19 protein-coding genes are annotated in these 18,036 nt (G+C 74.4%); 8 read left to right on the plus strand and 11 right to left on the minus strand.

Annotated elements, in window-relative coordinates; genetic code table 11:
* The first annotated feature begins 45 nt into the window (after positions 1–45).
* The 3 genes from ACIPW5_RS16740 (at position 46) to ACIPW5_RS16750 (ending at position 4,368) form a co-directional block, all read left to right on the plus strand.
* Complete coding sequence (locus tag ACIPW5_RS16740; RefSeq protein ID WP_401245277.1) at positions 46–960, plus strand: aldo/keto reductase; 915 nt, start codon at positions 46–48, stop codon at positions 958–960.
* 76 nt (positions 961–1,036) lie between these two features.
* Positions 1,037–3,094: a prolyl oligopeptidase family protein gene (locus tag ACIPW5_RS16745; RefSeq protein ID WP_401245279.1), complete on the plus strand. Its 2,058-nt coding sequence runs from the start codon at positions 1,037–1,039 to the stop codon at positions 3,092–3,094.
* A 95-nt stretch (positions 3,095–3,189) separates the two neighbouring features.
* Positions 3,190–4,368, plus strand: a complete 1,179-nt coding sequence (locus tag ACIPW5_RS16750; RefSeq protein WP_401245281.1) for a PP2C family protein-serine/threonine phosphatase — start codon at positions 3,190–3,192, stop codon at positions 4,366–4,368.
* A gap of 16 nt (positions 4,369–4,384) precedes the next feature.
* On the opposite strand, the gene ACIPW5_RS16755 is transcribed toward ACIPW5_RS16750, so the two are convergent.
* The 3 genes from ACIPW5_RS16755 to ACIPW5_RS16765 all read right to left on the minus strand — a co-directional run bounded on the left by ACIPW5_RS16755 (position 4,385) and on the right by ACIPW5_RS16765 (position 7,527).
* Entirely contained in the window at positions 4,385–6,454 is a 2,070-nt protein-coding gene (locus tag ACIPW5_RS16755) for a SpoIIE family protein phosphatase (protein WP_401245283.1), read from the minus strand.
* A gap of 184 nt (positions 6,455–6,638) precedes the next feature.
* Positions 6,639–7,139, minus strand: coding sequence for a hypothetical protein (locus tag ACIPW5_RS16760; protein WP_401245284.1), 501 nt, complete (start codon positions 7,137–7,139; stop codon positions 6,639–6,641).
* Between the two features lie 136 nt (positions 7,140–7,275).
* Positions 7,276–7,527 carry a hypothetical protein gene (locus ACIPW5_RS16765; RefSeq protein WP_401245286.1) on the minus strand — a complete coding sequence of 84 codons (252 nt, stop codon included), beginning with the start codon at positions 7,525–7,527 and terminating at the stop codon, positions 7,276–7,278.
* A gap of 224 nt (positions 7,528–7,751) precedes the next feature.
* Between ACIPW5_RS16765 and ACIPW5_RS16770 the strand changes: the two genes are divergently transcribed.
* Genes ACIPW5_RS16770 through ACIPW5_RS16780 form a run of 3 tightly spaced genes read left to right on the plus strand, consistent with a single transcriptional unit; the run spans position 7,752 to position 9,640 of the window.
* The gene (locus tag ACIPW5_RS16770; protein WP_401245288.1) at positions 7,752–8,384 is read left to right on the plus strand and encodes a pyridoxamine 5'-phosphate oxidase family protein; all 633 of its coding nucleotides are present in this window, start codon (positions 7,752–7,754) and stop codon (positions 8,382–8,384) included.
* Positions 8,385–8,439: 55 nt separating this feature from the next.
* Positions 8,440–9,177, plus strand: a complete 738-nt coding sequence (locus tag ACIPW5_RS16775) for an SOS response-associated peptidase (protein ID WP_401245289.1) — start codon at positions 8,440–8,442, stop codon at positions 9,175–9,177.
* 37 nt (positions 9,178–9,214) lie between these two features.
* The gene (locus tag ACIPW5_RS16780; RefSeq protein ID WP_401245291.1) at positions 9,215–9,640 is read left to right on the plus strand and encodes a GNAT family N-acetyltransferase; all 426 of its coding nucleotides are present in this window, start codon (positions 9,215–9,217) and stop codon (positions 9,638–9,640) included.
* Here ACIPW5_RS16780 and ACIPW5_RS16785 read toward each other — a convergent pair.
* Positions 9,637–10,227, minus strand: coding sequence for an HAD family hydrolase (locus ACIPW5_RS16785; protein ID WP_401245293.1), 591 nt, complete (start codon positions 10,225–10,227; stop codon positions 9,637–9,639). The two genes, ACIPW5_RS16780 and ACIPW5_RS16785, sit on opposite strands and share 4 nt — an antisense overlap.
* Before the next feature lie 4 nt (positions 10,228–10,231).
* Positions 10,232–10,987, minus strand: a complete 756-nt coding sequence (locus tag ACIPW5_RS16790) for a DeoR/GlpR family DNA-binding transcription regulator (protein ID WP_401245295.1) — start codon at positions 10,985–10,987, stop codon at positions 10,232–10,234.
* 72 nt (positions 10,988–11,059) lie between these two features.
* Between ACIPW5_RS16790 and ACIPW5_RS16795 the strand changes: the two genes are divergently transcribed.
* Both ACIPW5_RS16795 and ACIPW5_RS16800 read left to right on the plus strand, forming a co-directional pair.
* Complete coding sequence (locus ACIPW5_RS16795) at positions 11,060–12,304, plus strand: MFS transporter (RefSeq protein WP_401245296.1); 1,245 nt, start codon at positions 11,060–11,062, stop codon at positions 12,302–12,304.
* A 110-nt stretch (positions 12,305–12,414) separates the two neighbouring features.
* Positions 12,415–12,792 carry a hypothetical protein gene (locus ACIPW5_RS16800; protein ID WP_401245298.1) on the plus strand — a complete coding sequence of 126 codons (378 nt, stop codon included), beginning with the start codon at positions 12,415–12,417 and terminating at the stop codon, positions 12,790–12,792.
* Between the two features lie 57 nt (positions 12,793–12,849).
* Here ACIPW5_RS16800 and ACIPW5_RS16805 read toward each other — a convergent pair whose 3' ends face one another.
* The 6 genes from ACIPW5_RS16805 to ACIPW5_RS16830 all read right to left on the minus strand — a co-directional run bounded on the left by ACIPW5_RS16805 (position 12,850) and on the right by ACIPW5_RS16830 (position 17,998).
* A complete protein-coding gene (locus ACIPW5_RS16805; protein WP_401245300.1) occupies positions 12,850–13,512 on the minus strand; it encodes a methionine ABC transporter permease in 663 nt (220 codons plus the stop codon).
* Positions 13,509–14,561, minus strand: a complete 1,053-nt coding sequence (locus ACIPW5_RS16810) for a methionine ABC transporter ATP-binding protein (RefSeq protein ID WP_401245302.1) — start codon at positions 14,559–14,561, stop codon at positions 13,509–13,511. The genes ACIPW5_RS16805 and ACIPW5_RS16810 overlap by 4 nt, the downstream gene beginning before the upstream one ends.
* Positions 14,558–15,442: a MetQ/NlpA family ABC transporter substrate-binding protein gene (locus ACIPW5_RS16815; protein ID WP_401245303.1), complete on the minus strand. Its 885-nt coding sequence runs from the start codon at positions 15,440–15,442 to the stop codon at positions 14,558–14,560. The genes ACIPW5_RS16810 and ACIPW5_RS16815 overlap by 4 nt, the downstream gene beginning before the upstream one ends.
* 118 nt (positions 15,443–15,560) lie before the next feature.
* Positions 15,561–15,950, minus strand: coding sequence for a GntR family transcriptional regulator (locus tag ACIPW5_RS16820; protein WP_401245305.1), 390 nt, complete (start codon positions 15,948–15,950; stop codon positions 15,561–15,563).
* A gap of 120 nt (positions 15,951–16,070) precedes the next feature.
* Positions 16,071–17,057 carry an ABC transporter permease gene (locus ACIPW5_RS16825; RefSeq protein ID WP_401245307.1) on the minus strand — a complete coding sequence of 329 codons (987 nt, stop codon included), beginning with the start codon at positions 17,055–17,057 and terminating at the stop codon, positions 16,071–16,073.
* A complete protein-coding gene (locus ACIPW5_RS16830; protein WP_401245309.1) occupies positions 17,054–17,998 on the minus strand; it encodes an ABC transporter ATP-binding protein in 945 nt (314 codons plus the stop codon). Before ACIPW5_RS16830 ends, ACIPW5_RS16825 begins: the two co-directional genes overlap by 4 nt.
* Positions 17,999–18,036 lie beyond the last annotated feature (38 nt).

An 18,036-nucleotide genomic window follows, 5' to 3' on the forward strand; every position in this document is an offset into this window, starting at 1 on the left:
CAAACCCCCTGGCGGCGGGCCCGCCCCGCACGTGATCATCTCCGGATGCCCACAGAGACGATCACCGCAGCCGCGTCCGGAACCTGGACCCTCGGCGACCTCGAGGTCCACCGCATCGGCTTCGGCGCCATGCGCCTCCCGCAGGACGGCCCGGCGCTCCGGGCCGCCGCCCGGTCCGGCGACAGGAGCCGGGCGATAGCCGTCCTGCGCCGCGCCGTGGAACTCGGCGTCAACCACATCGACACCGCCGCCTTCTACTTCTCCCCGCTCCGCTCCGCCAACGAGCTCATCAACAGCGCCCTCGGCGGCCCCTACCCCGACGACCTCGTCATCGCCACCAAGGTCGGCCCCACCCGCGACGCCGCCGGCGAATGGGCCGCCCACGCCGGCCCCGGCCAGCTGCGCGGACAGGTCGAGGAGAACCTGCGCCAGCTCGGCCGCGACCACCTCGACGTCGTCAACCTGCGCGTCCTCGGCACCGACTCCCTCGCCGAACGCTTCGGCGTCCTCGCCGGACTCCGCGAGGCCGGCCTCATCCGTCACCTCGGCGTTTCCAACGTCACCCCCGAACAGCTCGCCGAGGCACAGGCCATCGCTCCCGTCGTCTGCGTGCAGAACATGTACGGCATCGGAGTACGGCCCGAGTACGACGCCTTCGTCCGCTCCTGCGGGGAGCAGGGCATCGCCTTCGTCTCCTTCTACGCGATCGCCGCCGCGGGCCGCGAGGGCGGCGCCGCCGGCTCCGAGAGCGAGGAACTGCTCACGGTCGCCCGCGCCCACGGAGCCAGCCCCGCGCAGGTCCGCCTCGCCTGGACCCTCCGGCGCGGACCCCACGTCCTGGCCATCCCCGGCACCGGCAACCCCGACCACCTCGCCGACAACGTCGCCGCCGGCGCCCTGCACCTCACCGACGAGGACCTGGCCCTCCTGGAGCGCCTCCACCACGCCCCGGCGGCCTAGGCCGGGAACCGGCCGCGCGGGCCGGCGGGAGCGGAACCGTCCCCGCCGGCCCGCCCGCGTCCGGCACAATCGCCGGATGAGCGAACAGACCCCCGCCGCCCCCGGCGGCCCGCACGACCACGACCCCTACCTGTGGCTGGAGGACGTGGAAGGGGAGGCGGCACTCTCCTGGGTCCGTGAGCGCAACGCCGAGACCGTCGCCGCGCTGACCACGGCCCCCGCCTTCGAGGCACTGGAGCGCGAGGTGCGCGAGGTGCTCGACGACGACGGGCGCATCCCCTACGTGGTCCGCCGCGGCCGCCACCTCTACAACTTCTGGCAGGACGCCGACCGGCTCCGCGGCGTCTGGCGGCGCACCACCCTGGAGGAGTACCGCACCGAGCACCCCGCCTGGGAGACCCTCCTCGACCTCGACGCCCTCGCCGCCGCCGAGGACGAGAAGTGGGCCTGGGCCGGCAGCACCGTCCTCGGCCCCGAGTACCGCCACGCCCTGGTCATGCTCTCCCGCGACGGCGCCGACGCCTGCGTGGTGCGCGAGTTCGACCTCCACACCCTGGAGTTCACCGAGGGCGGCTTCGCCGTCGACGAGGCCAAGACCCGCGTCGACTGGATCGACGCCGACCACCTCTGGATCGGCACCGACTTCGGCCCCGGCTCCATGTCCTCCTCCGGCTACCCCCTCCAGGTCCGCCGCTGGCGCCGCGGCACCCCCCTCGCCGAAGCCGAACTCGTCTACGAGGCCGGCCCCGGGGACCTGTCCGCGAGCGGCTGGCACGACGACACCCCCGGCTTCGAGCGCGACTTCGTGTCCCGGCAGACCGACTTCTGGAACGGCGAGCTCTTCCTGCTCCCCGAGGACCCGGCCGCGGCACCCGAGAAGATCGACGTACCGGACGACGCCCGCGCCGGGATCCACCGGCAGTGGCTGATCGTCCAGCCCCGCACCCCGTGGCTGGGACACCCCGCCGGCAGCCTCCTCGCCTTCGGCTTCGAGGACTTCCGGGCGGGCGGCCGCACGGCGGAGGTCCTGTTCACCCCCGACGGGCGCACCGCCCTCGCCGGCTACAGCTGGACCCGCAACCACCTCCTGCTCGGCACCCGCGCCGACGTCTCCTCCCACCTGGAACTCCTCACCCCCGGCCCGGACGGCTGGACCCGCGCACCGCTGGACGGCGTGCCCCCGCTGTCCGCCGCCTCCGCGTGGGGCACCGACCCCGACGAGAGCGACGAGTACTTCCTCAGCGTCACCGGGTTCCTCCAGCCCTCCACCCTCGCCCGGGGCGAGGCCGGGACCGCCGGCACCGAGGTCCTCAAGCAGGCCCCCGCCCTCTTCGACACCGCCGGGCTCCAGGTGAGCCAGCACTTCGCCGCCTCCGCCGACGGCACCCGGGTCCCGTACTTCGTCGTCGGCCCCGAGGATCGGCCCGGCCCCGGCCCGACCCTGCTCTACGGCTACGGCGGCTTCGAGGTCTCCATGGTCCCGGCCTACAGCGCCGTCAACGGCCGGACCTGGCTCGCCCGCGGCGGCACGTACGTCCTCGCCGGCATCCGGGGCGGCCGCGAGTACGGGCCCGCCTGGCACCAGGCCGCCCTCGGCGCCAACCGGGTCCGGGCCTTCGAGGACTTCGCCGCCGTCGCCCGCGACCTCACCGCGCGCGGCATCACCACCCCCGCCCGGCTCGGCATCGAGGGCGGCAGCAACGGCGGCCTCCTGATGGGCGCGATGCTCACCCGCGACCCCGCCCTGTTCGGCGCCGTCGTCTCGCACGTGCCGCTGCTGGACATGCTCCGCTTCCACAAGCTCCTCGCCGGAGCCAGCTGGACCGCCGAGTACGGCAACCCCGACGACCCCGCCGACCGGCCCCACCTGGAGGACATCTCGCCGTACCACCGGATGACCGCCGACGGCCCCGCGTACCCGCCCCTGCTGCTGCTCACCTCCACCCGCGACGACCGCGTCCACCCCGGCCACGCCCGCAAGGCGGCCGCCCGGCTGCGGGAACTGGGCCACCCCGTCCTCTTCCACGAGCACATCGGCGGCGGCCACGCCGGCGCCACCGACCACCGGCAGACGGCGTTCAACGAGGCCCTCGTCGCCTCCTTCCTCTGGGAGCGGCTCACCCCCGCCAGGTGACCGCCCGGCGCGCTCCACCGGCCCCGCCGCTCCGGGGCTGGTGGAATGGACCGACCGGCGGCCCGCAGGGGGCCGCCCGCCGGTCGGAGGAGACGTTGTCGGACCGCGACGGCCGCGCACCGGACCCGGACGGGGCGCTGGAGGCGCTGGAGGCCATCGGCACGACCGACGACGAGCGCACCACCTGCCGGGAACTGGCCGGCTTCCTCTTCCGCACCCTGTGCGACGCGGCGGCCGTCGACCTGACCGCCGACGGCCGCACCGAGCGGGTGGCCGCCGCCGGGGCCACCGCCCTGCTGCGCGCCCCGGGGCCGGCCGTCCGGCCCGCCGTCGTCGCCCTCGACGGGGGCCATCCGCTGCGCAGCTGGACCCTGCGCCCCGGCGACCCCCCGGTGCACGGCCTGTCCGTCGAGCTGGCCCGGCACGGGACCTCGTACGGCACGGTCCTCGCCGTCCGCACCGGCGGGGCGTTCACCGACCGGGAGGCCGCCGCCCTGCACTTCGCCGCGCGCCTCGCCGCCCTGCACGTCCGCCACGCCAGACGGCTCGCCGCGACCGAGTCCGTCGCCCTCGACCTGCAGCGGGCCCTGGTCGCCGACCCCGGCCGGCCCCACCCGAACCTGCTGGTCGCGGGCCGCTACCTACCGGTCGGGCCGAGCGCGCTGGTCGGCGGGGACTGGTTCGAGACGGTCCGGCTGCACTTCGGGCGGACCCTGCTGGTGGTGGGCGACGTCATGGGGCACGGCCTGGACGCCGCCGTGGACATGAACGCCTACCGCTCCACCCTGCGCGAGGTCGCCTCCACCGAGCTCGCCCCGCACCGGGTCCTGCGCCAGCTCGACGCCCTGGTCGCCGAGGACGCCGCCCGGCGCGCCGCCACCTGCCTGCTGGTACGCGTCGACCCCGCGCGGGGCACCGCTCTGTACGCCAGCGCCGGCCACCTGCCGCCCGCCGTGTTCGCGGCGGACGGCACCGGCCGGCTGCTCGACGTACCGGTGGGGCCGCCGCTGGGCACGGGACTGGGCGGGTACGAGTCGGCGGCCCATCCGCTGGGCCCCGGGGACACCCTGGTCCTCTACACCGACGGGCTGGTCGAGCGGCGCGGCGAGGACATCGACCGCTCCCTCGCCCGGCTCACCGGCCTGCGGCTGCCGGTCTGCGGGACGGCCGAGGAGGCCGTGGACGCCGTGGTCGCGGGCCTCGACGCCCGCCACGCCGAGGACGACGTCGCGGTGCTCGCCGCCCGGATCCGCGCGCGGCCCGCGCCCGGGTGAGGGTGCGGCCGGGGGCTCAGCCCAGGGCGCGGGCGACGAGGAGGGCGACGTCGTCGTGCGTGTCGGGACGGCGCAGCGCCGACAGCAGCAGGTCGCAGGTCTCCTCGATGGGGCGGTGGGGGCCGGCGAGGAGGTCGGTCAGGGTCAGCAGGCGGGTGTCGATGTCCTGGTCGCGGGTCTCGACCAGCCCGTCGGTGTAGAGCACCAGCTCGTCGCCCTCGGCGAGGGTCACGGCGGTGTTGCCGAAGGGGACGCCACCGACGCCCAGCGGCACCGCCGTGGGCAGCCGCAGCAGCCGGGGCGGGCGCCCGCCGCGCAGGTGCACGGGCGGCAGGTGTCCCGCGGTGGAGATGTGGCACAGCCGGGTGTGGGGGTCGTAGACGGCGTAGACGCAGGTGGCCATGGCCTCGCCGAGGTCGCCGGTCGCGGCGTCGAGGTGGGTGAGCACCGTGGCCGGGTCGAGGCCGAGCCGGCCCAGCGCGCGGGCGGTGGCGCGCAGCTGGCCCATGGTCGCCGCGGCGTTGATGCCGCTGCCCATCACGTCGCCGACGACCAGCGCGGTCCGGTCCCCGGTGAGCGGGATGACGTCGAACCAGTCGCCGCCGGTCTCGTCGGCCGCGCCGGCGGGCTGGTACCGGTAGGCGATGTCCAGGCCGGGAGCCGCCGGGGGGTGGCGGGGCAGCAGGTGGCGCTGGAGGGCGAGGGCCGCGTGCCGCTGGCGCTGGTACCAGCGGGCGTTGTCGATGGACACGGCCGCGTGGGCGGCGAGTTCGGAGGCGAGGAGCACGTCGTCGGGGCCGAACGGCACCGGGTTGCGGGCCCGTTTGAGGTCGAGGGTGCCCAGGACCTGGCCGCGGGCGATCAGCGGCACCGCCAGGTACGAGTGCACCCCGGCCTCGGCCAGCAGCCGGGCGGCCGCCTCGTCGCGGGCGATGCGGGGCAGGTCCTCGGGCCGCACGTGGGGGACGAGTTCCGGCCGGGCGGTGCGGGCGCAGCGGGCCACCAGCCGTTCGGGGCGGTAGGACGCCACGTCGCCGACCGGGTCGGCCGCCGCCTCGGCGGGGCTGCGGTACGCCGACTTCACCGCGAGCGCGCGGAACCGCACGGCCCGCTCGTCGGCGTCCTCGCCCGGCCGGGGCCCCGTCAGCATGGTGTCGAGGACGTCCACGGCGGCGATGTCGGCGATCTCCGGGACGGCGACGTCGGCCAGTTCCCGGGCGGTGATGTCCAGGTCGAGGGTGGTGCCGATGCGCACGGAGGCGTCGGCGATCAGGGCCAGGCGGCGGCGGGCGTGGGCGGCCGACACGGCCGTGCGGTGCTGTTCGGTCACGTCGACCACCGACACCGCGACGCCGATCACCCGGGCGGCCTGGTCCTCCAGCCGGTAGATCGACACCAGCCAGGCCCGCTCGCCGGAGTCCTGGGAGATCCGGCCGGTGGTGAAGTGGTCCAGCAGGGGAGCGCCGGTCGCCATCACCTCCCGCATGCTGGCCTCGACCGCCGACGCGTCCAGGAAGGGCAGGATGTCGGCGATCCGGTGCCCGATGTGCCGCTCGGACGGCACCCCGTTGATGCGTTCCAGGGCCGGGTTGACCAGGACGTACCGCAGGTCCGTGTCGAGGACGGCCAGCCCGATGGGGGACTGGTCGACCATGCGCAGGGACAGGGCCAGATCCCGTTCGACGCGGCGCAGGGTGGCCTGCTCCGAGGCCAGGCCGAGGGCGTAGAGCCGGCCGTTGGCGGCCTGGAGGCGCATGTTGCGGAACTCCACGAGGACGCTGTGGCCGTCCCGGTGGCGTACGGGGAAGGAACCCGCCCACGCGCCCTGGCCCCACATCACCCGGGCGAACAGCTCCAGGACCTCCTCGCGGTCCCGCTCGTCCACCAGCAGGGTCGCCGCGTACTGCCCGAGGGCCTCCTCCGCCGGGTAGCCGAAGAGGGTCTGCGCCTGCGGGCTCCACAGGCTGATGCGCCCCTCGGCGTCCAGCACCACGGCGGCCACCCCGAGCACGTCGAGCAGGCCGCCCGCCGCCGGAGTTCCCGCTCCGGGGCCGCCGGACGGCGGTCCGGGCTGCGCATCGGCCATCACCGGCGCCTCCTCACCCGGGCGGACTCCCCACCATGCTGCTGCCCCGCCGCGGCCCCGGCGACCCGGTCGGGGCCATCGGGTGGTGGTGCCGTCCCGCGGCGCGGTGCCTTCCGTGGCGCGGAGCCGCACGGCACCGCCGTCCGGTGGGGACGGCGGTGCCGCCGCGGCGGGTGCGGGCCGGTCAGTGGAAGAGCATGGACGCGCCGCCGGCCGCCGTGGTCACGGACCCCGGGCACAGGAAGCTGCCCGAGGCCTTGGTGGCGGTGAAGGCGCGGTTGACGTACTTCCCGGTGGCCGCGTCGCGGTCCCACAGGATGTTGGTGGCCTTGTAACGGCAGGAGACGAAGCTCTGCTGGCCCGTGATGTCGATCAGGTCGGTACGGGCGGAGGCCCCGGCGGAGTCGAAGGTGAAGGCCGGGTTGTTGTTGAGGGTGGCGGTGATGCCCCCGTCGCAGGCGAGGTTCCCACCGGGCCGGTTGATGCTGGTGCGGTCGACGGTGAGGGCGCTGGGGGGATTGGCGCTGGTGCGGGCGTTGGTCCAGGTGCAGGTGTTGCCCGCGACGACGATGACGCCGTCGACCTTCTGGTCGGCGGCGGTGCCGAAGGCGGCGGCGCTCGTGGCGGTGCCGGCCGTGGCCGCGAGGGCCAGTGCGGCGACGGCGAGTTTCGCACGGTGCATCATGTCGCTCCTCTGTGACACGTCCTTGTGGGGGTGTGGTGCGAGGGCGGTGCGGAGTGCGCCACGGAATGTGTCACAGCGGTCTTGAAATGTCATGCACGCGTCATTCATTGGCCGGAATGAGGCCCCGGCGGGAGCCTCAGGGGACGTCGGTGTCCGCCGGCTCGGCCTCGTAGACGTGCGGGGCGTCGCCCTGCCACTCGACGAGCCCCGGCGCAACGCCGAGGACCGCCTCGCCGGGGTCCGGGACCTCCGCGCGGCGCAGGAACTCGATCACGTCCGCGTCGTTGTGCGCCGTGCCGAGGGCCGTGTCGTGGTCCCCGATGCGCAGGGTGACCCGGCGGCCGCCCGAGGGGGAGATGCGGTGGACGACGATCGGCGCGTGCTCCATGCCTCCACCCTGGAGCCGGTCCGGCGCGGGCGCATCCGGGCGCGGCGGCGACGGGTACCGGGCGGCCCGTCCGTCGCGGACGGGCCGTTCGGCCGCGCCCTCCGGGACGGTGCCGCCCGAGGCCCGCACCACCCGGGGCGGCACCGGGTCCGTAGAGTGATCACGAGACCGCCGAGCCGGGGGTGGGCCGTCACCCCCGCGGTCCGAACCGGGGGAGACCGACGATGGAACAGACCGGAGCCGTGGAGATCACCTCCGAGGCCGAACTGCGCGCACTCCTCGGCCCGGTGGGGGACGTGGCCGCCCGGAAGGGGCGGCGCTCCCTGCACGAGCACCACCGGCAGTGGATCGCCCGGTCCCCGCTCTGCCTGATCGGCACCTCCGCCGCCGACGGCAGCTGCGACGTCTCCCCGAAGGGCGATCCGCCCGGCTTCGCCAAGGTCCTCGACGACACCACCCTGGTGATCCCCGACCGCCCCGGGAACCGCCGCGCGGACAGCTACCGCAACGTCCTCGCCAACCCGCACGTCGGGCTGCTCTTCCTGGTCCCCGGCCGGGGCGACACCCTCCGGGTCAACGGCCGGGCCCGGCTGCTGCGGGACGCCCCGTTCTTCGACACGATGACCGTCCAGGGCCACCGGCCCGCGCTTGCCCTGGTCGTCGAGACCGAGGAGGTCTACTTCCACTGCTCCCGCGCCTTCCTGCGCTCCGGCCTGTGGGAGACGGACACCTGGGACCCCGGGGCCGCGCCCTCCCGGGCGAGCATCTCGAAGGCCCTGGAGAAGCCGGAGCAGTCGCTGGAGGAACTGGAGCGCTACTACGGCCCCCAGTACGGCCTGAACGACCTCTACAGCTGACACACCGGCCCCGGGGCCGCGCCCCGTGGCCGGGCCGCGTGGCAGGCTGGGTGACATGTGCGGCCGATACGTCTCCACCCGCGGTCCCGAGGACCTGTCGGGCCTGTTCCAGGTCCCGGCCCCCGCCCCCGGCCCCGTCCTGCCGCCCAGCTGGAACGTCGCCCCGACGGATCCGGTCTGGGCGGTGCTCGAACGCGCCGACCGGGAGAGCGGGGTCCTGGAGCGGCAGCTGAGGGCGCTGCGCTGGGGCCTGGTGCCGTCCTGGTCGAAGGGGCCGGGCGGCGCGGCGAAGATGATCAATGCCCGGGTCGAGACGGTGGCGGAGAAGCCCGCCTACCGCCGGGCCTTCGCCAAGCGCCGCTGCCTGCTGCCCGCCGACGGCTTCTACGAATGGGAGGCCGTCCCGGCGGCCGGGTCCGCGAAGGCCTACAAGCAGCCGTACTTCATCAGCCCCGAGGACGGCACGGTGATGGCGATGGCGGGCCTGTACGAGTTCTGGCGCGACCCGTCCGTCCCCGACGCGGACGACCCGGCCGCCTGGTGGGCGACCTGCACCGTCCTCACCACCGAGGCCACCGACGCCGCCGGCCGCGTCCACCCCCGGATGCCGCTGGCCCTCGTCCCCGCCGACTACGACGCCTGGCTCGACCCCGCGCACCAGGACCCCGAGGCCCTGCGCGCCCTGCTGGCCGCCCCCGCCGGAGGCCGGCTCGCGGCCCGCGCGGTGAGCACGGCGGTCAACAGCGTGCGCAACAACGGCCCCGAGCTCCTCGAAGACGCACGCCCCTCCTGAACCAGCGCCCCCTCCACCCCTGACGGACAGGACACCGATGACCCCCGCAACGGCGAACGCCGCGTACCAGATCCGCCCCGGCGTCCCCGACGTCGCCACCTACCGCCGGCTGCGCGGCGCGACCGGGCTCGGCGCCAAGAGCGTCGAGGGTTCCGCCATCGGACTGCCCAACTCCTGGCACTGCGTCACGGTCGGCCACGACGGCGAAACCGTCGGCATGGGCCGCATCATCGGCGACGGCGGCTGCTTCCTGCAGATCGTCGACATCTGCGTGCTCCCCGACCACCAGGGCCGGGGCCTCGGCAAACTGATCATGGCGGAGCTCACCGCCGAGCTGGAACGGCGCGCGCCGCAGGGGACGTACGTGTCCCTGATCGCCGACGGGGACGCCCGGCACCTGTACGCGCAGTACGGCTTCGCCGAGACCGCACCCGCGTCGGTGGGCATGGCCCGGCTGCTCTAGAGGGCCTCGCGCAGCGCGGACGCCGAGGTGAAGAGGTGGCCCTGGATGCCGAGGGCCCGGGCGGCGTCGACGTTCTCCTGCCGGTCGTCGACGAACAGGATCCGGCCGGGCGGCGCGTCCAGCGCGCGCAGGCACCACGCGTAGGCGCCGGGCGCGGGTTTGGCGTACCCGATGCGGCAGGACAGGCCCCGCACCTCGAAGTGCGCGAGCCAGGGGTGGTGGCGCTCGTAGTGGACGGCGAGCTCCTCCGGGACGTTCGACAGGAGCGCGATCCGCCGCCCGGACGCGGCCAGTTCCCCGATCAGGTCCACCATCTCGGCGTCCACGGCGCTCCAGCTCGCGATGTCCGCCTCCACCAGCGCGGCGATCCGCTCCGGGCCGAAGGCGGTGCCGAGCGCCCCGGCCACCAGGCGCCAGTACGCGGGACCGTCCACCGCCCCGCTGTCGTAGGCCGGCCGCAGCGCCCAGTACGCCTTCCAGAACGCCTCCCCGGGCACCCCGGCCGCCTCCACCAGGCGCGCCCTGCCCTGCGGCGACTGGTGCCGGGCGATGACGCCGAACAGGTCGAAGAGCAGGATCTCCTCCACCGCCTCACACCTTCCGTATGGTGACGCCGGCCGCGGCCAGGGCGTCGGTCTCGTCCTGCGGCGCCCCCTCGTCGGTGACCACGGCGTGCAGCGCGGAGGCGGGCAGCACGTGCGCGAGGGCGGTGTGCGAGAGCTTCGCGGACTCGGTGACGGCGATGACGCGGCGCGCCGAGGCGATCGCGGCGCGCTTGACGGCGGCGTCGGCCAGGTCGTAGGCGGTCAGGCCGTGTTCCGCGCTCAGGCCGCAGCAGCCGATGACGGCGGTGTCGAAGCGCAGGGCGGCCAGGGAGGCCTCGGTCAGCGGCCCGGTCAGGGCGAGTTCGCCCTTGCGCGGCGCCCCGCCCGGCAGCAGCAGCGTCATGCGGGGCGCGTCGGCGAGGGCGTTGGCGGCGTGCAGGGACAGCGGTACGACGGTGAGCCGGCGGCCGTGCAGGGCGCGGGCCACCTCCAGGCAGGTGGTCCCGCTGTCCAGGACCACCGATTCGCCGTCCGCCAGCAGGGCCGCGACCTCGGCGGCGATGCGCCGCTTGGTCTCCAGCCCGTCGCGGGCGCGCAGCGGGAAGGGCGTCTCCTCCCCGCGCAGCAGCAGGGTCCGCGCCCCGCCCCGGTAGCGCTCCAGCACCCCCTGGGCGGCGAGGGCCTCCAGGTCGCGGCGGACGGTCATCTCGGAGGCGCCGGTGAGCTCCGCGAGCTCCGTGACGGTGCGGCTGCCGCTCGCGCGGACGGCGTCGGTGATCTGCCTCAGGCGGTCTGCACTCATACCCGAATTGAACATTAATGATGTTCGAAAGGCAAGTTTCGAACATGACTGGTGTTTGTTATGTTCGAATGCATGCCGTCAATCGCACCCGGACCCGGACTCCCAGGGCCGCCCCCGACCGCACGCCTGCGCAAGGGGCGGCGGGCCACCTTCGCCTACTTCGCCCTCAACGGCTTCCTCATGGGCCTGTGGATCGTGCACATCCCGGTGGTGCAGCAGCGCACCGGCGCCGACCACGCCCTCCTCGGCTGGCTCCTGCTCCTTCTCGGCGCCGGCGCCTTCGCCGGCATGCGGGTCGCCGGACCGCTCACCGACCGCTTCGGCGCGCCCGTGACCGTCCCCGCCGGCGCCGCCCTCTGCGCGCTCGCCCTGGTACCGCCCGCCTGGGCGGGCGGCGCACCCGCACTGGGCGCCGCGCTGGTGCTGCTCGGCTTCGGCAACGGCTGCCTCGACGTTGCCATGAACGCGCACGCCGTCCAGGTGGAACGCGGCTACGGACGCCCCGTCATGTCGGCCTTCCACGCCGTCTTCTCCGTCGGCGGCGCCCTCGCCGCCCTGGCCGGCGCCGCCGCCCTGGGCCTCGGCCTCCCGGCCGCCGCCACCCTCGGGACCGCCGCCCTCGGCGGCCTGGTCCTCGCGCTCCTCGCCGCCCCCGGCCTCCTGGAACCCGACCCCGCACCGGACCCGGAACCGGCCGGCGAGGGGTCCGGGCGCCGCGAGCGCCGGGCCGCCCCGCGCGTGCGGATGCTCGCCGTACTCGCCTTCCTGCTGATGCTCTGCGAGGGCGTGGCCAACGACTGGAGCGCGCTCCACCTGGAGGGCTCCCTCGGCGCGCCGGCCGCCACCGCCGCCCTCGCCTACGGGGCCTTCGCCACCGCCATGACCGCCGGGCGGCTCCTCGCCGACCGCCTGGCGGCGCGTACCGGACCCGTCGCGGTCCTGCGGTACGGCGCCGCCCTCGCCGCGGCCGGCCTGGCCCTGGCCGTGGCCGCGCCCGCCGTTCCCGCCGCCCTCGCCGGCTGGACCCTCTTCGGCGCGGGCCTCTCCGGCTGCGTCCCGCAGCTCTTCAGCGCCGCCGGCCGCGCGGACCCGGCGGCGGCCGGGGTCAACGTCGCCCGGGTCGCGGGCCTCGGCTACCTCGGCATGCTCGCCGGACCCGCGGTGATCGGCCCGCTGACCCGCCTCGTACCGCTCGGCGCGGCCCTGCTGCTCCCGGTGGCCTGCTGTGCCTTCGCGGCCCTCGCCGCCGGCGCGCTGCGGCCCCGGGAGCCGGGCCGCGAGAACCCGTCGTCCGAACAGGCTTATGTCATCCAATAGTTCGACTTTTGGCTGATTGGATCGAAAGTCAGACAATCCTGTGACCTGTGTGGCAGCCTGCTGCGCACGGCAGGGGTGCGGAGGCGCCCGGCCGTGACCGGGGAGGTCACATGCGTGGATCACTGCTGCGTAAGTCCCGTGCGGTGCTGACGGGTTCGCTGCTGGCGCTCGGGGCCGTCGGCCTGAGCGCCGCTCCCGCCAGTGCCTGGACGGGAGGGAACGTCTGGGTCAACTTCGGCAGCTGGAACTGTCCGGCCGGCGGCTCCGTCGTCGGCGTGTACTGGGGGGTGGACGCCTATTCGAGCGGCCCGGCCGAAGGGGACTGGGGGGACAACGTCATCTACCCGCGCGTCCGCGTGGGTTCGGGGGCGTACAACACCCTCAGCTACCAGACGATGTGCAAGAAGTGGGGCTGGTACACGTACCGCGGTGTGGTGAGCCAGCGGACGCTGACCCCGTACAAGTCGGGCCTGAGCTACACCTACTGACCGGCCGGCGGCGTCCCCCTGGGTGCAGGGGGGCGCCGCCGTTCGATCCGGAGGGGGTCAGCGCCTGAGGATCCGGCGCGAGAGGCGGTCGCCCAGGAACTGGGCCGACTGCACCAGCACGATCAGCACGAGTACGGTCACCACCATCACGGATGTATCGAAGCGCAGGTACCCGTACGTCATGGCCAGGTTGCCCACCCCGCCGCCGCCGACCGTGCCCGCCACCGCGGAGAAGTCGATCAGCGCGACGAGCATGAAGGTCAGGCCGAGCACCAGCGGCCCGAGGGCCTCCGGCACCAGCACCGTGAGCAGGATCCGCAGCGGCCCGGCCCCCATCGAACGGGCCGCCTCGACCACGCCCGGCTCCACGGCCAGCAGGTTGGACTCCACGATCCGGGCGATCCCGAAGGTGGCCACGACCGTCATCGGGAAGATCGCGGCATCGGTGCCGATCATGGTGCCGACCACCGCCCGGGTGACGGGCGCGAGGGCCACGATCGCGATGATGAACGGGATCGGCCGGATGACGTTGATGAACGTGCCGAGCACGGCGTGCACCACCCGGTTCGGCAGGACGCCGCCCTTGCGCGTGGCGTAGAGGGCGAGCCCGACGGCCAGTCCGCCCACGCTGGACAGCGCGAGGGTGATCAGCACCATGTAGACGGTCTCGCCGGTCGCGTCGAGGACCTTCGGCCAGAAGGTGCTCCAGTCGGCCTTCACCGCACACCCGCCTTCCGGCGGCCGGACGCGGCCAGCCCCGCTTCGACGGCGTCGACCGCCGCCCGCTCGCCGCGCAGCTCGATGGTCACGCTGCCCAGCGGGCGTCCGCGGACCTCGCCCACCCCGCCGTGGACGAAGGCGAAGTCGACCCCGTGCTCGCGCAGCAGCGGGGAGAGGCCCTCCATGACCGGTACGCCGTCGACGACGGGTACCGTCACGAGCCGCCCCGGATGGCGGGCGCGCAGCCGCTCCAGGAGCGGGCCGTCCGGTTCGGCGTGCAGCGCCGAGCGGACGAAGGCGGCCGTGGTGGGGTGCTGCGGGCGCGCGAAGACCTCGTACACCTCGCCGCTCTCCACCACGCGGCCGTCCTCCATGACCGCCACCCGGTCGCAGAGGCTGCGCACGACCTCCATCTCGTGGGTGATCAGGACGATGGTGACGCCCAGTTCGCGGTTGACCCGGCGGAGCAGGGCCAGTACCTCGCCGGTGGTCTGCGGGTCGAGGGCGGACGTGGCCTCGTCGCACAGCAGTACCTTGGGGCGGGTGGCGAGGGCGCGGGCGATGCCCACCCGCTGCCGCTGCCCGCCGGAGAGCTGTTCGGGGTAGCGCCCGCCGTGCCCGGACAGCCCGACGAACTCCAGGGTCTCCTCGGCGCGCGCCCGGGCGGCGGCGCGGTCCAGGCCGGCCAGGCGCAGCGGGTAGAGGACGTTGCCGAGGACGGTGCGGGAGCGGAAGAGGTTGAACTGCTGGAAGACCATGCCGATCTCCCGGCGTACGGGCCGCAGCCCGCGCTCGCCGAGGACGGCGAGGTCCTGGCCGTCCACCAGGACGCTGCCCGAGGTGGGTTCCTCCAGGCCGTTGACCAGGCGCAGCAGGGTGGACTTGCCGGCCCCGCTGTGGCCGACGACCCCGAAGACGGTGCCCTCCTGCACGGTCAGGCTGACGTCGTCCACGGCGACGGCCCCGCCCGGGAACTCCTTGCGCACGGAGCGGAACTCGACCGCCGGGCGGCGGGCCGCCGCCGGGTGCGCGGAGGCTGCCGGGCTCACTTCGCCAGCTGCTTCGTGATGCGGGCCAGCTCGGCCCGGAGCTCCTGGGCGGGCAGGTCGATGTGGTGGGCGGTGCCGTTGCTGGTGCGGCGGACCTCGTCCTGGACGGCCTGGGAGGCGTACAGCTCCACGATCTTCGCGTAGTCCGGGTCGTCCTTGCGGTCCGCGCGGGCGGCGATGACGTTGAGGTACGGGACGGACTGAGGGCTCGCCGGGTCGTCCTTGAAGAGGGCGGTCTTGGCGTCGATGCCGGCGAGTTCGGCGACCCCGTCGTTGATGATCGCGGCGTCCGCGTCCTTGAGGGTGCGCGGGGTCTGCTGGGCGTTCACCGGGGTGATCTTGATGTGCTTGGGGTTGGCGGTGATGTCGTCGGGGGTGGCGAAGAGCCCGGCGTCCTGCTTCAGCTCGATGACCTTGGCCTGTTCCAGGACGCGCAGTCCCCGGCCCTGGTTGGCGGGGTCGTTGGGCAGGGTGACCGAGGCCCCGTCGGGGAGGTCGGCGAGCTGCTTGTGCTTGCCGGAGTAGAGGCCGAGGGGCACCACCGTGGTCGCGGCGACGGGGGAGATGTCGGTCTTGTTCTCGGTGTTGGACTGGGCGAGGAAGACCAGGTGCTGGAAGGCGTTGAGCTCGATGTCGCCGACGGCGAGCGCCTTGTTGGGCAGCGAGTAGTCGTCGAAGACCACCGTCTCGACGGTGAGGCCCTGCTTCTTGGCCTCCTTGGCGAGGACGTCCCACTCGGGGGAGTCCCCCGAGACGCCGACCCGGATGCGCTTGCCCTCCGAGCCCGCGAACCCGCAGCCGGAGACGAGCAGCGCGAGGGCGGTCGCGGTGGTGGTGAGGGCGAGGGCGGTGCGGCGGCGGCGCGGTGCGACAGCAGACATCGTGGGATCCAGAGGTAGAAGAACGCGTCAAGCGAGGTACCTCTGAACAGTAGGCACGGATCTGCCTTTTATCTTGATATGAAAGATCGTATTCACGATCCTGCAACGAATGAAAGGTTCAGGGGCTGGGTGGGTAGTGCTCGCCGAACACCGCGCCGAAGAGCGTCGACACGTCGCGGGCGCTCAGCCCCTGCTCGCGCGCCTCGCGCATCCACTCCCCGAGGCCCCGGCGCAGCGGCGACTCCGGCGCCGTCTGCGGGGTGGCCAGCGAGCGGGTGATGAACGTGCCGGACCCCTGGCGCACCTCGACCAGCCCGGAGCGCTCCAGCTCCCGGTAGGCCTTCAGCGTGGTGTTGGGATTGACCTTCGTGGTCGCGGCGACCTGTGCCGCCGTCGGCAGCTTGTCGCCCTCGGCCAGCGCCCCCATCCGCAGGGCCTGCTCCACCTGCTGCACGATCTGGAGGTAGGCGGGCAGGCCGCTGCGGCGTTCGATGCGAAACACGACCACCGTGCCCGCCTCCTTGCTGCTTCTCGGTCCTTCGGGGTTCCGGGGTTCCGGGCTCCGGGGTGACGTTCCAGCCTAGGCCGTCCGCCGGGGTGGTCCGGTTCTCCGCCGGAGCGGTCCGGTTCAGAGCGCCGAGTGCCGCGCCCAGCGCAGGAACGCACCCACCAGCAGCACGGTCGGCCCAAGGAAGATCCCGGCCGCGGTCCACTGCATGCCCGCCATCTGGTCGGGACCGAAGTACTCCCAGACCGAGTTGACGATGCCGAGCGAGGCCCGGCAGGCCTCCGGCGCGCTGTCGTGCACACAGGTGCTCCAGCCGTAGAGCTTGCCGGAGGCGGTCCCGACCCACTGGTCCACCTGCACCACGTGCTCGAGCGCGGCGGGCGGGTCGGCACTCAGCGGATAGGCCAGCGTCCGGGGCGTGGCGAGCCGCTCCCTGAGCAGCTCCGCCGCGAAGAGGGCGGCGCCCGAGGCGAAGAACGTCGCCACCATGGACGTCAGCGACCGGCCGGCCACCGCCCCGATCGTGATGCCGAGCGCGGTGCAGAACAGGGCCGAGGCCACCAGGACCGGGCCGGTGGCCCCGAACGCCGGGCCGGCCAGCCAGTTGCCGGGGGCGAGGTCGCCCACGGACTCCAGCCACCAGGAGTAGAGCAGGCTCAGGACCGCCGTCGGCACCGCCGCCAGGGTCAAGGCGAAGCACAGCTTCCACAGCAGCCAGCGGACGCGCGGGACGGACTGGGTGGCGATCAGCCGCGCCGTCCCGTGCTCCCGGTCGTCGGCCACCAGCGGGGCGCCGAGCAGGACGCCGAACAGGACGGGGAGGAGGGCGAGCATGCTGCCGGCGGACTCCAGGCCGTTCGCGGCCCGGTCGCGCACGGCCTGGTCGACGGCGCGGGGGGACGTGGCGGGCCAGCCGGCGGCGTGCAGGGCGTCCAGCATCGCGGCGCGCTCGAAGAGGATCCAGGCCGCTCCGCCGACCGTCAGGGCGGCGCAGATCAGCACGGCGGTGCGGTGCTGGCGCGTCAGCAGCCAGGCGAGCCCGCGCAGCCGGCGCGGGCGGGCGGGCGTGGTGGCGGGTCGGGACGCGCCCGCGGTCGGTGCGCTCATGCCGCGCACTCCTCTCGGTGCAGCGGGGCGGCGGTGGGCGAGAGCAGCGCGGGCGCCCCGGGGGAGCGGAGGTAGGAGAGCAGCACTTCCTCCATGCTGGGCTCCGCCTGCTGCCACGCCTCGTCCAGCGGGCCCTGGCGGCGCACCAGCGCGGTGAAGTGGCGCCCGGAGGTCCGCACCTCGACGACCGTGTGGTCGTACAGGGAGGCGGGCAGCCCGGCCTCCGTGCTCACGCCGGTGACCAGGGTGTGCATGGGGACCAGCTCGTCGGCCTCCCCGGCCATCCGGACCCGGCCGTCGGCGAGCACGAGGACGTAGTCGCACATCGGCTCGATCTCGCTCAGCAGGTGGGAGGACATCACGACGGTGGTCCCGTGCTCGGCGGCCTCGGACAGCAGCAGGGCCCCCATCTCGTCCCGCGCCACCGGATCCAGATCGGCCATCGGCTCGTCCAGCAGCAGCAGGTCGGGACGCTTGCCGAAGGCCAGCGCGAAGGCCACGCGGGTGCGCTGGCCGCCCGACAGGTCCCCCACGCGGGCGTCCGGCGGGACCATGCCCCCGCGGACGATCCGTTCGGCCACCTCCTGGTCCCAGGCCGGGTTGAGCTCCTGGCCCAGCCGCAGGGTCTGGGCCACCGTGAACCGCTTGAACAGCGGCTTGTCCTGCGCGAGATAGGCCCACAGCGGCATGCAGGCGCGGGAGCCCGCCGGGATCCCGAAGATGCTCAGGTCGCCGGCCGAGGGCTGCGCGAGACCGGCCGCCAGGCTCAACAGGGTGCTCTTGCCCGCTCCGTTGGGCCCCACCAGGGCGGTGACCCGGCCGGCGGGTATCCGGAAGGAGCAGTCCCGGAGGGCCCAGCCCCGCCGGTACCTCTTGCCCAGGCCGCGCGCCTCCAGGGCCCATCGGCCGTCAGCCGTGCCGGAAGTGGTCATGCTCCGCACCGCCTCCCCCTTTTCAGTGAATCCACTAGATGAGTAAT

The sequence above is a fragment of the Streptomyces sp. NPDC090077 genome (assembly GCF_044747545.1).
GTDB lineage: Bacteria > Actinomycetota > Actinomycetes > Streptomycetales > Streptomycetaceae > Streptomyces.

Coding starts and splice junctions, on each gene's coding strand:
- ACIPW5_RS16740 (WP_401245277.1), top strand. CDS start 46: ATGCCCACAGAGACGATCACCGCAGCCGCGTCCGGAACCTGGACCCTC.
- ACIPW5_RS16745 (WP_401245279.1), top strand. CDS start 1,037: ATGAGCGAACAGACCCCCGCCGCCCCCGGCGGCCCGCACGACCACGAC.
- ACIPW5_RS16755 (WP_401245283.1), bottom strand. CDS start 6,454: ATGGCCGATGCGCAGCCCGGACCGCCGTCCGGCGGCCCCGGAGCGGGA.
- ACIPW5_RS16760 (WP_401245284.1), bottom strand. CDS start 7,139: ATGATGCACCGTGCGAAACTCGCCGTCGCCGCACTGGCCCTCGCGGCC.
- ACIPW5_RS16765 (WP_401245286.1), bottom strand. CDS start 7,527: ATGGAGCACGCGCCGATCGTCGTCCACCGCATCTCCCCCTCGGGCGGC.
- ACIPW5_RS16770 (WP_401245288.1), top strand. CDS start 7,752: ATGGAACAGACCGGAGCCGTGGAGATCACCTCCGAGGCCGAACTGCGC.
- ACIPW5_RS16775 (WP_401245289.1), top strand. CDS start 8,440: ATGTGCGGCCGATACGTCTCCACCCGCGGTCCCGAGGACCTGTCGGGC.
- ACIPW5_RS16780 (WP_401245291.1), top strand. CDS start 9,215: ATGACCCCCGCAACGGCGAACGCCGCGTACCAGATCCGCCCCGGCGTC.
- ACIPW5_RS16790 (WP_401245295.1), bottom strand. CDS start 10,987: ATGAGTGCAGACCGCCTGAGGCAGATCACCGACGCCGTCCGCGCGAGC.
- ACIPW5_RS16795 (WP_401245296.1), top strand. CDS start 11,060: ATGCCGTCAATCGCACCCGGACCCGGACTCCCAGGGCCGCCCCCGACC.
- ACIPW5_RS16800 (WP_401245298.1), top strand. CDS start 12,415: ATGCGTGGATCACTGCTGCGTAAGTCCCGTGCGGTGCTGACGGGTTCG.
- ACIPW5_RS16815 (WP_401245303.1), bottom strand. CDS start 15,442: ATGTCTGCTGTCGCACCGCGCCGCCGCCGCACCGCCCTCGCCCTCACC.
- ACIPW5_RS16825 (WP_401245307.1), bottom strand. CDS start 17,057: ATGAGCGCACCGACCGCGGGCGCGTCCCGACCCGCCACCACGCCCGCC.